The organism is Polyangium sorediatum, from assembly GCF_029946465.1.
Classification (GTDB): domain Bacteria; phylum Myxococcota_A; class Polyangia; order Polyangiales; family Polyangiaceae; genus Polyangium; species Polyangium fumosum.
Genome location: NZ_JARZHI010000056.1, coordinates 18534 through 33788 on the forward strand (window position 1 = coordinate 18534; position 15255 = coordinate 33788).

Here is a 15255-nt window from a genome sequence, read left to right on the forward strand (position 1 = left end):
CTCACGCTCCCCCCGCGCGCGCGGGCTCTGCATGCGCCGGCTCAGCTTGGGGCATTTCGATTGACCTTGGACCAGGGGCGATGGTCACGGTCGAGTCGTCGCTCGATGGATCGACTCGGTACCGGTGCTCGTTGCCGTACATGTCGATGACGGAAAACACCACACCCGTATTCCAGGTGGATTTTACGGCACTAAAGGGGTTTACACGGAGCACATCCACGGCGAACTGGTTCTTCGCGATGGTGATGCGGTATTCCCACCCGAAAACATTGATGTCGCCATACGACGTGTACACGAGCATGTTGATATCGGAGGGATACCCTCTCCCACGCAAAAGCTGGCCTTGGTCCTTTCTGACGAAGAAGAGCTTCGGCTCACCCACGTGCGTGATGGAGTAGATCTCCAGCCCGACGGGCATCGTCCAGAAGTATGCGGTGACCCTCTGCGTCGCACCGCTCATCACGGGGTCGTTCAGCAGGATCCGGGTGGTCATGGTGAGCTGCGACGGCTGGATGGCGTGAGGCGTGACCGCTTGCAGCATGACGCTGCTCGTGAAGTTGTGATCTCCGGACGACATGTTCGTCGTGAGCACCTGGCCGCCGTCCAGCTTCACGCGGGCCATCAGCTTCGCGATGCCGACGAAGGTGGAGCGGGTGTAGCGGGCGTGGGTTTCGGCGACAGCGTTGGCATTGGTCTTGATGGCATCTCCGGGCTCGCCGGGTGGAGCCTGCGTCGCCTCCGCCTTCCCCCCTGCTTCGGGCTCCGGCTCTGCCAGGGAGGCGAAGTAGGGCCCCGTGAAGAATCCATTTTGCTCCGTGTCGACGGACCAGCCCTGCGGCAGGTTTGTCTGGTTCAGGTCGGACGAGAAGTCGACGAGGGTGAGCGTCTGTCGTTCGGTCTCGGTGAGAGCCTCCTCGACCCAATCGCGTATGTTCTCGTCCCACTTCTCTTTCTGGATCGTAATGTCGACTCGGAGCTGTTGCCTCCCGTTCGCGTAAAACTGGTTGTTGAGGCTAATGGCGCTGACCTCAAACCGTTTGAGCCTGTAGATAGACATGAGAGCCTCCTTGGTTGGCTAGTGTTGTCAGAACGGAAACACGGTGGTCCCTCCCACGTCAAGCCTCGCACTTCGGCAAGCTCCCCAATCCGTCATCGGCGTCGCGAGGGGGTGCGGTGGGACGGCGGAGCCGCTGGGAGGGGCGCAGGTCCTTGGCCGCGGGAGGGTTGTGACCCTCTCCGGGCCGGGTCGAGCAGACCTGCGGGACGGTCGCGCCCCTCGCGGAGGCATGTCGACGGGGCTTGCAAGACGGCCACACCCCTCTCGGAGGGGGCTCGACGAGGCCTGTGGGAGGGTCACGACCCTCGCGAAGGCTTTGTCGACGGGACGTGCGGGAGGGTCACGACCCTCTTGGAAAGGGCTCGACGAGGCCTGCGGGAGGGTCACGACCCTCTCGGAAGCATGTCGACGGGGCTTGCGAGACGATCGTGACCCTCTTGGAGGGGGCTCGACGAGGCCTGCGGGAGGGTCGTGACCGTCTCGGAGGGATGTCGACGGGATTTGCGGGACGGTCGTTCCCCTCGCGAAGGCTTGTCGAAGGGGCATGCAGGACGATCGTGACCCTCTCCGAGGGGGCTCGACCTGCCATGCGGGAGGGTCACGACCCTCTCGGAAGCAGGTCGATCAGGGCACGCAGAGATGCGCCAGGTCCGCGCACATGTTGCAATCGCCGTCAGGGCAAGGGTCGACCGCGACCGCCTTGCACGTCCCGCCCTCGCAATCCGCGTCCGAGGCGCAGTCGGCCACCGGATAACAGCCCTGCGGGAACCCACCCTCGGGCAAGGAGTCACACGTGCCGACGGGCAGCCATTGCATCCATCGACACCCCTGGGCATGGCTGCACGGGCCCTTGTCCAGGGTGGCGCACGCCGAGCTCGGCGTGCAGGACGCTGCGCTTGAAGCCCATACGCCGTTCTCACAGGCGATCTGCGCGGGGCAGCCGCTCGCGTCGAGGTAGGCACAGGTGCTCGACGCACAACATGCATTGCAGGGCGTGCCTTCGGCCGGCAGCGTATCCGGGCACGGCTTCAGGCAGCCGTGATAGCTGAGGACCCACGTCCCGCCCTGGCACATCGCGACATTCTCGTTCCCGTCGCACATCGGCTCGGGGTAGGAGCACTCGTAAAAATCGCCGTCGCACGCGCTGCCAGGCACGGGTTGCGCTTCAGGACAGGGATCGATGCAGGGCGCGCCGCACCCGCACGCGTGGGGCCCGGGATCGTGCACGGAAGTCGACCAGAACCCGTCCTCGCACGCCACCCGCATGCCATAGCCGCATTCGTCGAAATCCACGCACACCTCGCCCTCGACCAGGCAGGGTCCTCCCGGCGGCGGGCCGACCTCCGGACAGCTCACCGGACACTGCGCAGGGTCCTGGCACCCGCCGGTGCCCCCGCCGCCGTCGCTCGTCCCCCCTGTGCCACCCGTGCCGCCGCCCCCGAGGTTCTCCCCCGGGCCGCCCGTCACCGCTGCGTTCTTGCAGGCCGGGGCGAGGGCCACGAGGAAGAGGGCCGCGAGAAGTCCGATGCGCTTCGTGAGGTCCATAGATCCCAGCTCGCCTTCCAGGCACAGCCCGGCACAAGCAAGGACGCGGCCGGGGTGCATGCCGGACGCAGGCTGCAACATCGGGGCCGGCCACGACCCGCGAGGGCGAAAGGCTCAGGCGCCGAGCAAGACGTCGCGGTCGGCCCGCAGGGCGGCGACCAGAAAATCGACCAGCACGCGCACCCGTGGGGTTTGCCGCAGGTCGCGGTGCACGGTCAGCCATAACGGCTGCCCCGGCTCGCGTGGCATGGGCACGTGCGTCAGGCCCGGCGCCTGGTCCCCCAAGAACCTCGGCAGCACCGCCACCCCGGCGTCGGCCTGGGCGGCCTCGGCGAGGGCCAGCGACACGTCGCTCACGAAGGCGGGCCGCACGCCCGGCGAGAGCTGCTCCAGCCAGGCCACTTCGACGCCGCTCGAGGGCAGCAGCAGCGGGTGCGCGTGCAGATCCCCCGGCCCCCGCACCGGGTGCCGGGCCAGGTACGCGGCGGACGCATACAGGCCGTGCCTCACCTCGCCGACGCGGCGGACCCGCAGCGATTCGTGCGATGTACGTACAAAACGCAACGCCAGCTCGGCCTCGCTGCGGCTGAGGTCGAGCACCACGCCTGCCGGCAAAAGCTCGACGCACAGCGCCGGGTACTGGCGGCCAAACCGCGCGAGGCGCGGGGCCAGGTACGCAATGCCGAAGGTCTCGGGCGAGGTCACCCGCACCGTGCCCTCCAGCGCGCCGCGCTGCGCGTGGACGCCGCGCTCCAGCGCGAGCACCGCGTCTTCGACCTGGCGCAGGGGCGAGAGCATCCGCTCGCCGTCGCGGGTCAGCACGTACCCGGCGGCGGTGCGCGTGAACAACCGCAGGCCGAGCGCGCGCTCGGCGGCCTCGATACGACGGCCGACCGTGGTGTGGTCGACGCCGAGCGCCGCGGCCGTCTTGGCGAGCGATCCGGCGCGCGAAAGCGCGGCGACGAAGCGAAGATCGTCCCAGTTCATACGCTGTGGATTCTTGCACGGCCGTCGGGTGCCGACGTGCATTCTCCCCCGGCCTCCGGGGCGCTACGCCTGCCGCGTCCCCTCGCCCCCTGGAGGTTTCATGCGCCCCTTCGCTCCGCTCATGCTCATGTTCGGCCTCGCCCTCGCCGCTTGCGCCGACAACCCCGCCCCGAGCGCTGCCGAGCCGCCGCCTGGCCCCGCAGCGCCGGTCCACACGCTGACGTTGCCCGCGAGCTACGCGTCGTCGTCCAAGGTCGACGCTTACGCCGAGTTCGCGAATGGGCTGGCGAAGGAAGAGACCGAATTGACCTACGGGCTCTCCGAGGGCTACCCGCGCGACGTGACGCTCGTGGCGAAGAACGGCTTCGTCTTGTCGTCCGACTGCTCGATCTCCCCGGGCCAGGTGGTCTGGCAGTCGATCGCCGACGTGCAGGGGACGGCCGCGATGGTCGCGCTCGTCGACGGCGCGCTCGCGATCGAGCTCCACGAGGAGGGCACCGTGACCGTGCTCCTCGAAGGCGAGATCACCGAGCAGCATTGCCCCTCCGGCGACGGATCGATGGCGACGGCCGTGCCGCTCCAGCACCGGCTCGTGCTGCACGTCAAACCCGTCGCCGGCTTCGTGATCGAGCAGTTCGACCAGCGCCTCGCCGACTGCTGGGACACCCTGGTGCTGCCGTCGGACGCGCCGCTGTGGGCGCCGACGGCGCGGCCGCTCGATGCAATGGAAAACCCCTTTTCGCCGGTCAACGCGCCCGCGCCCGTGGCCCTCACGCTCCGGTCGCACGGAGATCTGACGTCGGGGCCTGGCTCCACGTACCTGACCGCGGGCCCAGGCACGGTCACGGTGTCGGTCGACACGACGCTGCCGGTGCAGGGGATGCAGGTATTCGAGGTGGTGGGCCCTGACGCGCTGACGTCCGTCGAGGCCTCGTTTTTCCTCCGCAAGGCCGCCCTCAAGGGCAATGTCTCGGAGCCCATCGAGGAAGGCACGTCGTACACGCTTTTCCTCCCCGAGGAGAGCAACGGTGTCGACCTCCACGTCGACGCGGCCATGACGACCCACGGAAAGCTCTGCGCGAACATGCCGGAGTCCTGGTTCGCGTCGTCGTCGTCGACGCCCGCGCAATGCGAGGCGAGCGTGGGCGGCGTCGAGCCCTTCGCGTCCAGCATCATGCCGGTGGCCGCGATCGGGGACCCCGGCGAGTGCCGGCTTTCCGTGACGATCCCGGGCACGACGCAGCGCTGGACGACGCGGTTCAGCATCACGCCCTGAGCGCGCGGGCGCTCGATTCGGCCCACGGTTCCGCTGCGTCGCCCTCCGTCCGCGTGGTACACGAGCCCCCATGCCCTCCTACATCATGGGTCTCGCCTTCCGCCATCCCGACGGTACCTGCACCGAGGAGGCCTGGCAGTTCCTCGATCGCGAGAGCCTGCCCCAAGCCCTCGCCGCCGCGCGCCGCGACGGGCTCGCCGGGGAATTCGGCCGCACCTTCCTCGGCGTTTCGACCGTCGAGCCTTTCGACGAGCACGAGGACTGGACCACGCGGCCGCTCCCGCCGGAGCGGGCGCCGTCGCTCGCCGAGCTCGACGCCACCCTGGCGGCCTCGGGGCTCGATCTCGCGCCCTTCCGCGAGCCTACGCGCGCCAGCCCGAGCCCGGACTCCATCGAGCGCGCGCCCTGGTGGCGCTTTACGTGCGCCTTTGGCCCGGGGACGATGGTCGGCGTGCTTTTGCGGCGCTGCCTCGCGGTCGACCCCGCGTGGGCGGAGGACGCCGCGGAGCTCGCGGGCGAGTGCGTGGCCCACCAGCATACGGTCGCCTCGGCGGCCCCGGCGGCGGTCGCCGCGATGGCGGATCTGCTCGCGATGCCCGCCGTGTCTTCGCGCGAGACGCTCCGCGACTGGCTCGAGGTGATCGCCGAGGAGTCCTTGGAAGAGCTGCCCGACGAGCCCGAGGCGGTGGTGAAGGCCCGGATCCAGGCGACGCTCGAAGCGGAGGGCGGGCCGCTCTTCCTGCTCGACGACCTGGTCGCGGCGCACCTCGCCGCCGTGCCCGTGATCCGTGACTGCCGCGCGGCGTTTGCGGCCCACGCCGCGACCTTCGAGGGACTCGCGCAGACCGGGCTCCTCGGGCAGGCCACGGTCGAGCTCGTGCGCGCGCTCTCGGCCCGCGTGGAATGAGGCGAGCGCCGCGCGGCGCCGGACGTCACCGCCGCCGCTGCCGCTGCCGCTGCCGCTGCCGCTGCCGCTGCCGCTTCCGCTTCCGCTCCCGCCTCCGCTTCCGCTCCCGCTTCCGCTTCCGCTTCCGCTTCCGCTTCCGCTTCCGCTTCCGCTCCCGCTTCCGCTGCCGGAGAACGGCGGTGGTGCAAGACGAGGAAGGCGAACATGGCGAAGGTGGACCCGTGTCCACGTCGGTCCCTCCATCGGCATGGTTGAGGGGGCAGAGGCGGGCGCTTCAGCGGGGGCGGCGACGGGTCCTTCGGCCGAGGCCCAGGCCCAGGAGTGAAAACGCAAGCAGCAAGGCCGGGCTCGCGCTGGCCGGGCCGATACGGCAGCCGCAGCCGGCCGGATCCGACGAGGCGCCGCCCGACGAGCCGCTCCCGCCGCTCCCGGCAGGTCCACACCCGTCGTTTCCGGGATCAAACGTGCCGCTCTTGCAATCGTCGCATTCATCCATGTCGGAGTCGCCGCACGACGCGGGGTCGTTCGGCGAAGGATCGGTCTCGTCGGGCACGCCGTCGCCGTCCGTGTCGAGGAGCACGCGGATCATGTAGTTCATCGTGCTCGAAAGGGTCGACACGCCGACCCTGTAGCGGATGTCCAGGTTGAGCACGTGTTCGCCGAACTGGGTGAACTTCAGCGTCGCGTCGCGTGAGCCCGACGCCGCGGGATCGTTCGGCTGCGAGATTGTGCCGCTGATGGCGCCGAGCGCCCAGCTCCCGCCCTCGGCCGAGACGGTGCCCATCTTGGCGTCGACGACCTCGAGGCCGCTCGCGGCATGGAGCGCGCGGAGGACCGCGTCGAGCGCCGGCCCGCTCCCCTCGTTTTTGTAACCGACCACGTAGCCGCGCTCGACGGGCAGGCTCTTCGCCGCCACGACGAGCTCGCCGGTGAGCGACAGGCCCATGCGCGGTTGCCCGCTTTCGCTCGTGCAATCCGCCTCGAAGAGGGCGTTCAAGAAGAGGCGTTGCCCCGCCTTCCCAGTATAGGAATGGCCGCCCAGGTAGCTCACCTTGCCGCCGCACGATTCTTCCGGGTTGAAGCTCTTCGGCGGCGCCTCGTCGCCCGTGAACTTGGGAGGCGGCGGGGGCGGATCGACGTCACACGTCCCGTCCATGTACCCGGACATCCAGACGTCCTCCTTGCCGGGCCCGTCCGTGGCCGTGATGAACGTCACGTCGCGATCGTTCTTGTACGTGGTCCCGAGGTAGGTGCTCAGGTTATAGGCCGGCTCGCTCCCGCCCTCCGGCGCGAAGAAGCCATCGAATTGCATGTACGGCACGTCGGGGCGCAGCACCTTGATGGGGCTCGGCGAGGGTGCGATGAGGAAGCCGGCGCCTTTCTCCTTGATGTCCTTCGGCAGGCAGCAGTCCTTGCCGGGGCCGCAGCCGTCGACCACGCATTGGAAGTCGCCCTCGTCGGGGCCGGGGTTGCAGGGACAGGGGGGCGGGTTTCCGGTCGTCGTGAGGAAATGGCCCATGCGCCCGGGATCGTCGAGATAGGGCCACGCAGGGTTCGGCACCGCATTCTCGTACGCGTTGACCGCCTGGCACTCGGCGAAGAAATGGGTCGGGTACTGGAGGAACGAGCGGACCTCGGCGACGACCTCGTGGCCGTGGTAGGTGATGGGCTCGCCGGCGCATTCCTCCGGCGTCGCCGGGCAGTTCCCGCCGCCGCATTGCACGAGCTCCCGGTCGGCCACGTTCCAGTGCATGCTCATGATCTGGCAGTAGGCCGGCAGGCCCTCGGGCGTGAAGAGGGCGCCATTCTTGTGGTTCTGGTTCGGCGCATCGCAGGTGCCCATGTTCCCCATGACGCTGGGCACGGTGAGCAGGTCCGGGTTCGCCGTGCCGGGGCCGCAGGTGCCCGCGCCGCACTTGGCCGCCGGGAACTCCGCCCCATTCGATTGCTTGATCCCTGCAGCCCGCAGATACGCCGTCGCGATGTCCTCATTGCCGTCGGCGAAGACGGCGATGGTCGGCGCGGCGAGGAGCTCCTTCTTGGAATCGGCGGAGAAGGGCGCGGTCGCCTCGTGGACCGTCACGACCTGGAATGTGGCGCGGTCCGCCCACGGGTTCTGGCCCCACAGGCTTTGATCGTTCCAGGCGTTGACGATCTCGAGCGCCTTGTCGCGGTGGGGCGCGTCGACGACGAACGGCCCGCCGCGGTAGCCGTGGTTCTTGATCGTGGCGCCTTTCGCGGGGTTGCCCCAGACCACCTGGGCGCCCGCGAAGAAGTCGGGGCTCGCCGTGGGGTATGGGCATTTCACCCCCGAGCCCTCCTCCGCGCAGTCCCACGCGCACAGGTCGCCGGCGGTGTTGCAAGCCGCGCCGTGCCAGACCTTGTCAGACTCGATCACCCAATGTACGGGCACGCCCTCGCGGAGGAGGTGAAAGAGCAGCCCGTAGGACTGGTAGATCCCCTCGGCTTGGTAGGCCTGATCCATGGGGATGATCAGGCTCCCGGCGGGGAAGGTCCGGTCCTCCGCGCGAGCTTCGCGCGCGGCGACGGTGGTGAGCGCCAGCGCAGGGCAGAGTGCCATCCCCGAGAACAAGAGTTTGCTGAGCTTCATGCGTGCCTCCTCCAGCATGGGCCTGTGCGTTCGAGGCCGCGCGGCGCCCCTTTGCTCACGAACGACCTCGTCCCGCGCAGGCAATTCTCACTTGTACCGGCACGTCTTGTGCCCGCTTTTCTCTTCGCAGATGAAGTCCGTGGGACAATCGCGGTCGTCCGCACATTCGTTGAAGCAGCGCTTTCCGTCTCGGTCGATGCAAAAGAAACCGCTCGGGCAATCCTGATCGCTCGCGCAGTTTGGGCTGCACCACCCCTCGGGAGAACACTTTCCCCCTGTGCAGCATGCGTTTTGCGCGCCGCCACAATCCTTGTCGTTGTCGCACGTCGCACCAAACGGAACGCCGTTGAAGTCGGTGATCGGGCGCTCGCCATCGTCGCCGCAGCCGAAAACGAGGGCTGCGAGCATGACAAACCATGCTGTACGCAACATCTTCAAGTGCTCCTGTTCCAGGCGTGACGTCACGCTATCAGAAGCCGCAGTCGAAATCGAGATGGTGAATTGATTTACCGGGGGCTATGGGCCCACATGCGGCGACACGCACCCTGGTAAGAAAAGCGACCGCGCATGTCCAGGGCCCGGAGGTTGGACGAGGTCGGCGCCGCCGACATCAGGGAGAGCGCTCACCCGGCCCCCCCGGTGTCCCAGCATTTCTCTGGGTGCCCGTCGGGGCCCCCGCAGCCACTTTACGGCGCGCGTCGCCGTTGCCCCGCCCTCCATCGATGGGTATTCAAACCGCCATGCGCAACATCGGCTCGTTTTCCATTTCGATTCTCCTCTATGCCTTGATCCCCGGCTGCGGCGGCACGAACGCCGATCCTCCTTCCTCCACGGAGGGAAGCGGGGCGAATGGCGGCGCGGGCGGCGGCGGCGGCTCCACGGGCGAAGGGGGCGCGGGCGGCGCGGGCGGCGGCGGCGGCGCCGCCAGCGTGTGGGGGACCTTCGAAGAACCATTCGCGGCGCGGCACGGCGGTTGCAAAGGCACGCGCGACGCACGGAGGCGAACATGGCGAAGACAGATGGCCGGATGGGGCGGGTTTTGGGGCTCGTGGCGGCAGCCTGGGTCGTGGTGATGGCCGGCTGCAGCGGAGGCGTGTCCGGCGAAGGCGGGGGCGCGGCCGGCGGAGACGGAGGTGGCCCCACGAAGACGCACAAGTGCGGAGAGGGGCAGCTCTGGATCTCGCTCGGTACCACGAATAACCCGTACGTCATGGAGGCCGTGACGGGGACCAATGGCACGTTCGTCGACCATTGCGACGAGAGCGGCTACCTCGTCCAGTACAACTGCCAGTCCGCGATTTGCGACTCCGTAAACTGCGAGGATATGCTCACGGGCGTGGTCGTCGAGGAGGTATTCGACTGCAAGGGCGCCTGCAAGGCCGGCGTCTGCGAGCGGGGCTGTCCGGAGGCGGACGTCGCGCTCACGGTCATATCGGTCGATTCGACGGGAACGACGCTGAACGACGCGGCGAGCGGCACGGGGTACACCTGTACCTCCGTCATCGACAAGAATTCGAACGACGGGTGGGCGTGCACCGGCGCCGAGGCCGTCGGGGCCACGGGGAAGGCCGGGGAATCGACCGGGTCCTGCCACAGGGGTGAGGGAGCGTTCGGCGTGGCGTTTCCCATGGGAAACTGCTTCTACCTCAACTGTGCGCGCTCGAATTGAGCACAGGCGACCCACGCAGGCCGTCACGGGCGCGCGACAATCGTCATGACGCCGTGACAGCACCCGTCACGACGTCATGACGGCCGGCGTCGACACGCACAGAAAGGGAGTGATAGTCTCACCAGGTGCCCATGTCCCCCTCCAAGCTCTCGCCCGGGTTGCTGCCGTTCGCGGACGCGCTCGATGCGGCTCCGGCGCGTCCGATGAGCGAAGACGCCGGCTGGCTCCCATACCATTATGCGCAGGCGCCTGCGCACCCGATCATCCCCGGTGACCCCCCCTATGACGGCGTGTACCGAGGGAGCTGGGTCTCCCCAGGCATCTGCGTGCGGCTCGACCTCATGCACGCCACCGTGAGCGCACCCTTGCGTGCGTGGCTCCGCGCGCGCTTCCCGGAGCAAGTGGGCGGAGACGGCGGCTTCTACGAGTACGGAATCGAGAGTCGCTCGCAGCGCACGAACCTGCAGCAAGCCCTGGCGCGACTCGAGGCCAAGATCGAGGAAGGCGAGCTTTCTACGTCCACGTAAACACGCGCGACGCCGCGTCCGGAGCCCCGGGCGGCTCTGACGACGGTCGCCGGGTTCCATATATCGTTGACCGATACATGGGGAAGCGATATGTGGAGAGCCGATGCAGGACCCCACGTACCTGATTCTCCTCGCGCTCTCGGATCGGCCTCGCCATGGCTACGGCATTCTCCTCGAGGCGAGCGAGTTGAGCCGAGGGACGATCCGGCTCGGCCCCGGGACTTTGTACGGAGCGCTCGAGCGGCTGGAAGAAGCCGGTCACGTCGAGCTCGATCGCGAGGAAATCGAGGAGGGGCGGCCGCGACGTTATTTCCGCCTGACGCGGCGCGGGCGGAGCCTCCTCGTCGAAGAAACCGAACGGCGGGAGGCCCTCGTGGGGCTCGCCAAGCAAAGGCTCGCGCACCGATGAGCCCCCTCGAACGTCGCGTCCGCGCGCTCATTTCCCTCTTCCCGGCGTCGTTTCGAGCGCGGTGGGAGGAAGAGCTCGTCCGTACCACGCTCGAGACGTGCACGGCCGAGCAGTCCTGGCCCCACCCGCGAGACGCGTGGGATCTCGTCCTCTCGGCGATTCGCGCCCACGCGACGACGCCCGCGACCGAGCCCTTCCGCCTCGTGCTCGCCCAGGGCATCGTGCTCGGCGCGATCCTCCTCGCCAGCGTTCGTATCGGCGCCCTCCTGCTTCGCTTCGGGTGGTTTTTGCGCTGGCTCCCAGCCAACAGCGCCGCCGGCGTGCCGTCCGAGGAGCTCGTGCTCTACGCCGGGCCGCTCGCGCTCGAGCTCGCGGCGTACGTGCTCCTCGCGGTCGCGCTGCTGCATCGGCGGCGTGTGCTCCTCTGGACGGGAGCCCTCACCCTCGGCGCCATCGGCCTCCTCGGGACGCTCCGCTACCCGGGGCCCATCGGCATCCGGTGGGCGCTCGGTATGGCGGTTCCGGGCGCCATCCCCTTCGTGATGGCTGCATGCACGATGGGCACGAGGAAGACCGAGCGCGCGCTCGCCGTTCGGCCGGCGCTCGTCGGGCTTGCGCTGGTGTCGTTCGCGGCGACGGCCTTTCGCTTCGCGGCCTGGTTCGCGACGACGACGTGGCACCTCGTGCCCGGCACCATCGACCGGTGTGCGACCGCCGTCGCGGCTCTTCTGCTCGTCGCGTGCACCGTCTCCGGGTTCGCGGATCCCCGCTGGTTCATCGCGCTCGGGGTTGCCGTGATCGGCTGGAACACACGCGACTTCCTGCAAACGAGCGATCCGCTCGTGTTCCTTGGAACCGCGGTCGTCGTGACGGTTTCCTGGGTGCACTGGCGTGTCCTCCGTCGGCAGGCTGCTGGCTCGGGACAGGGTCGCAGCGACCGCGAGATGGCCTGACCGAAGCTTCTGGAAGGCGCCATGCAGCGCTGACGGCTCCGCTAGCAACGCCCCGTTGCCAGGAAAGACGCGCGTCCGTGGTCTTGCCATCGGCCCTTGGAAGAACTGCGCGGAGCGCAGTTCTTCCACGAAAGGTCCAGCGCAGGCGCTGGTTCGGGTCGAGGGGCGAACAGCCCCCGCGGGGTCCGGGGCAGCGCCCCGGCTCCCACGCCCCCGATGAGACCAATGCTCAGCCTCCGCACGGAGGGTCACCCGGATCGGCGTGCCAGGGAACGCTTTGGCCACGCTGGGCACGACACGTGCAATCGCCATGGACCATGTACGGTTTCCGCAGGCGATGGACGTCCCTCGGCGCCGCCGCGGCCGCAGACGCGTCGTTGCTGCTCGGCGGACATCTCTCGCGCGCGGAGCCCGCAGGCGCGGAGCTCGCTCCGCCTGTTCTGTCGGCTCGGCGCCAAGGAAGCCTGCGCCCGCCTGGACAACCTGTTCGATCGCCAGCCCAACGAAACGGATGCGTTGGGCGAGCCCGGCGTCTGGTCCAGCTCGTGCCCGGATTCGTGCGGAGAGAGGACAAGAATGCAGAAGCGATTCGCCTGGGCGTCGGCGTTCCTCGCCGCGATAGGGTTGGCCGCTGCGGCGTGCGACAAGAGGGCACCGCCCTCGCTCCCCGCCCACCCGATCACGAGCGTGAGCGACCTCATGCCCGGGACGAGGGTTGGCGTGCAGCGGGGCACGACCGGCGCGTTCTACGCGGAGGACACGCTTGCGCCGAGGGGCGTCCAGATCGTGACCTTCATCAAGGCCCCGGACATGTACAACGCGCTTGAGGCGGGGCAGATCCAAGCCATCATCAACGACCTTCCGATCTCCGAGGACGTGGTCGAGAGGAAGCCCGATCTGAAGATCGTCCAGCGGATCGACAATGGCGAAAAATACGCATTCGCCGTCCACAAGGAAAACCTCGCGCTCCTCCAGGGCATCGACCAGGCGCTCGAGAACCTCTTCGCAGACGGCACCTACAAGGCGATCTTCACCAAGTATTTTCCCAGGCAGCAGCTCCCGTCTCATGTGGAGGAGGCGACGGCCGTGCCCTTCTCCGGCTGCCCCTCGCTGTCGACGGTCCAGCCGAGGACGCTGACGGTCGGATCGGATATCCCCTATCCGCCCTTCGAGTTTTTCACCGAGAGCGGCGAAACGACGGGATTCGATGTCGAGCTCATCGAAGCCATCGCCAAGGAGCTATGCCTGACCCCGAAGTGGGTCAACTCGAACTTCGACACCATTTTCACGAGCCTCTCGGCGGGCAGGTTTGACGTGGTCGCCGCGGCAGTGACCGCGTATGCCCCGGTGGGCTCTCCCTCGTACGCCACGGTGAAGGCCCGAGAGAAAATCGTGTCATTCACGAAGCCCTATTATTCAGCCCTGCAGTCGCTGACGGTGAAGGCGAGCGGTTGAGCGCGCATGAACCGGATACCAACGCCGCATCCGATTCGAGGGATCGCCGCGCTCCGCGAGGGGAGCCGGCCCCTCGGGGTGGTGAGCGCCGCCGTCGGAGGGCTCGCCCTCGCGATCGTGCTGGGGGGCACGGCATCCGTGCTGACCGAATACGGGATCCAGCGCGAGGACCGGATCGCGGCGGCGCTGCAATCGAGCGAGCTTTTCACGATCCTCGTATCCGGGAGCCTGCTCGGCGCGGGCGCCACGGCGCTCGGCTTCGGGACCTACCGGCGCATGCCGACCCGGGTGTCACGGGAAGAGGCGATCGCCGGGGCGGTGCTGGGCCTTCAGGCCGCCCTCTGCGGCCTCGCCATTCTCTGGTTCATCCAGGGCGACATGGAGAGGTTCGCCCGTAACTTCCTGAGCTTCGAGCAGATCGTACCGCACTACGAGGCCTTCCTGAACGGAGCCAGAAATACGCTTCTCCTGGCCGGCGCGGGCGAGCTCTTCGGGGTGATCCTCGGCCTCGTCCTCTCGGTGTTCACGATCTCCAAACGAGCGGTCGTACGGGCTCCGGTGCGCGTGTACATCAACCTCTTTCGAGGGACGCCGCTCCTGCTCCAGCTCTCTCTGATCTATTTCGGCCTGGCCCTCGGGCTCGGCGTGAACATGTCCGCCTACACCGCCGCCATCCTGGCCTTCTCCCTCAACACCGGCGCATACTCCGCGGAGGTGTTCCGGGCTGGTATCCAGTCGATCGAGCGCGGCCAGATGGAAGCGGCCCGGGGGCTCGGGCTCGGCTACATGCAATCGATGCGGTACGTCATCGTTCCCCAGGCCGTGCGGCGGGTCATCCCGCCCCTCATGAACGAGTTCGTCATCTTGATCAAAGACACCTCGCTCATCGCCTTTCTGGGGCTGTCGTTCGCGCAGCGCGACCTTTTCACCGTCGGCTCGCAGGGCTACTCGCAGTACTTCAACGCGACGTTTTATGTCGCCTCCGGGCTCGGCTATCTCGTTGTCACGCTGCCCCTGATCAGGCTGGTGACCTGGGTCGAGAAACGGCTGCGGAGCGGTCTTTTGGGGGCCGTGGCATGAGCCGCGAGGACAATGCGCATACGTGGCCGGCGGGGCCGGTCCCGGCGGGCGCGCCGCTCATCCGGCTGGAGGCCATTCACAAGTGGTTCGGCAGCGTGCACGTGCTCAAGGGAATCGACATCGATCTTGCGTACGGCCATGTCTTGGTGGTGATTGGCACCTCTGGCTCGGGCAAATCCACGCTCCTGCGCTGCATCGACATGCTCGAGGAGCCGACGTCCGGGCATGTCTGGTTCAAGGGCCGTGACATCACCGACGTTCGGGTGAACCTGAACGAGGTGCGAACGCACATGGGAATCGTGTTCCAGGCGTTCAACCTCTTTCCTCACAAGACTGCGCTGGGGAACATCACCCTGGCCCTGGAAAAGGTGCTGCACATGCCCAGGGATCAGGCCAGGGAGCGGGCCATGGCGGAGCTCGAGCACGTGGGGCTGGCCCAGAAGGCCCTGAGCCAGCCAGGGCAGCTCTCCGGGGGCGAGCAGCAGCGGGTGGCGATCGCACGAGCCCTGGCCATGCGCCCGGACCTGATTTTGTTCGACGAGGTCACCTCGGCGCTCGATCCGAAACTGGTGGCCGAGGTGCTCGCCGTGATGAAGCGGCTCGCATCGGAGGGGACGACCATGGTCGTGGTGACCCACGAAATGGGGTTCGCGCGGGAAGTCGGGACCCACCTCGTGTTCATGGACGAGGGCGTCATCGTGGAGCAGGGCGAGCCGAAAGCCGTCTTCGACAATCCCGCGCACGAGCGAACGCGGCGGTTTCTCTCTTCGGTGCTCTGA

Annotated in this window: 15 protein-coding genes; 10 read left to right on the forward strand and 5 right to left on the reverse strand. The window is 68.0% G+C overall.

The window, feature by feature from the left end; translation table 11 throughout:
- Window position 1 precedes the first annotated feature (1 nt).
- From QHF89_RS37740 to QHF89_RS37750, 3 genes are all read right to left on the reverse strand, one after another.
- On the reverse strand, window positions 2-1057 hold the full coding sequence (locus QHF89_RS37740) for a hypothetical protein (RefSeq protein WP_136973034.1): 1056 nt from the start codon (window positions 1055-1057) through the stop codon (window positions 2-4).
- A 624-nt stretch (window positions 1058-1681) separates the two neighbouring features.
- Complete coding sequence (locus QHF89_RS37745; RefSeq protein ID WP_136973035.1) at window positions 1682-2602, reverse strand: hypothetical protein; 921 nt, start codon at window positions 2600-2602, stop codon at window positions 1682-1684.
- A gap of 114 nt (window positions 2603-2716) precedes the next feature.
- Entirely contained in the window at window positions 2717-3589 is an 873-nt protein-coding gene (locus QHF89_RS37750) for a LysR family transcriptional regulator (RefSeq protein WP_170229127.1), read from the reverse strand.
- 100 nt (window positions 3590-3689) lie between these two features.
- Here QHF89_RS37750 and QHF89_RS37755 point away from each other — a divergent pair, with 100 nt between their 5' ends.
- Window positions 3690-4865, forward strand: a complete 1176-nt coding sequence (locus QHF89_RS37755; protein ID WP_136973036.1) for a hypothetical protein — start codon at window positions 3690-3692, stop codon at window positions 4863-4865.
- A gap of 70 nt (window positions 4866-4935) precedes the next feature.
- The gene (locus QHF89_RS37760) at window positions 4936-5772 is read left to right on the forward strand and encodes a hypothetical protein (RefSeq protein WP_170229126.1); all 837 of its coding nucleotides are present in this window, start codon (window positions 4936-4938) and stop codon (window positions 5770-5772) included.
- A gap of 274 nt (window positions 5773-6046) precedes the next feature.
- Here QHF89_RS37760 and QHF89_RS37765 read toward each other — a convergent pair whose 3' ends face one another.
- Together QHF89_RS37765 and QHF89_RS37770 are read right to left on the reverse strand one after the other, a co-directional pair.
- Window positions 6047-8383: an MYXO-CTERM sorting domain-containing protein gene (locus QHF89_RS37765; protein ID WP_136973037.1), complete on the reverse strand. Its 2337-nt coding sequence runs from the start codon at window positions 8381-8383 to the stop codon at window positions 6047-6049.
- A gap of 87 nt (window positions 8384-8470) precedes the next feature.
- Window positions 8471-8791 carry a hypothetical protein gene (locus QHF89_RS37770; RefSeq protein ID WP_136929603.1) on the reverse strand — a complete coding sequence of 107 codons (321 nt, stop codon included), beginning with the start codon at window positions 8789-8791 and terminating at the stop codon, window positions 8471-8473.
- A 332-nt stretch (window positions 8792-9123) separates the two neighbouring features.
- Here QHF89_RS37770 and QHF89_RS37775 point away from each other — a divergent pair, with 332 nt between their 5' ends.
- The 8 genes from QHF89_RS37775 (at window position 9124) to QHF89_RS37810 (ending at window position 15255) form a co-directional block, all read left to right on the forward strand.
- Complete coding sequence (locus QHF89_RS37775; RefSeq protein WP_136973038.1) at window positions 9124-9456, forward strand: hypothetical protein; 333 nt, start codon at window positions 9124-9126, stop codon at window positions 9454-9456.
- On the forward strand, window positions 9390-10052 hold the full coding sequence (locus QHF89_RS37780) for a hypothetical protein (RefSeq protein ID WP_136973039.1): 663 nt from the start codon (window positions 9390-9392) through the stop codon (window positions 10050-10052). Before QHF89_RS37775 ends, QHF89_RS37780 begins: the two co-directional genes overlap by 67 nt.
- A gap of 131 nt (window positions 10053-10183) precedes the next feature.
- Window positions 10184-10579, forward strand: a complete 396-nt coding sequence (locus tag QHF89_RS37785; RefSeq protein WP_136973040.1) for a hypothetical protein — start codon at window positions 10184-10186, stop codon at window positions 10577-10579.
- Window positions 10580-10682: 103 nt separating this feature from the next.
- A complete protein-coding gene (locus QHF89_RS37790) occupies window positions 10683-10988 on the forward strand; it encodes a PadR family transcriptional regulator (RefSeq protein WP_136929599.1) in 306 nt (101 codons plus the stop codon).
- A complete protein-coding gene (locus QHF89_RS37795; protein ID WP_136973041.1) occupies window positions 10985-11941 on the forward strand; it encodes a hypothetical protein in 957 nt (318 codons plus the stop codon). Before QHF89_RS37790 ends, QHF89_RS37795 begins: the two co-directional genes overlap by 4 nt.
- A gap of 576 nt (window positions 11942-12517) precedes the next feature.
- Window positions 12518-13396 (forward strand): transporter substrate-binding domain-containing protein, encoded by an 879-nt coding sequence (locus QHF89_RS37800; protein WP_284721437.1) that lies wholly within the window; start codon window positions 12518-12520, stop codon window positions 13394-13396.
- A gap of 6 nt (window positions 13397-13402) precedes the next feature.
- Window positions 13403-14476 carry an amino acid ABC transporter permease gene (locus QHF89_RS37805; protein WP_136972617.1) on the forward strand — a complete coding sequence of 358 codons (1074 nt, stop codon included), beginning with the start codon at window positions 13403-13405 and terminating at the stop codon, window positions 14474-14476.
- On the forward strand, window positions 14473-15255 hold the full coding sequence (locus QHF89_RS37810) for an amino acid ABC transporter ATP-binding protein (RefSeq protein WP_136972616.1): 783 nt from the start codon (window positions 14473-14475) through the stop codon (window positions 15253-15255). Before QHF89_RS37805 ends, QHF89_RS37810 begins: the two co-directional genes overlap by 4 nt.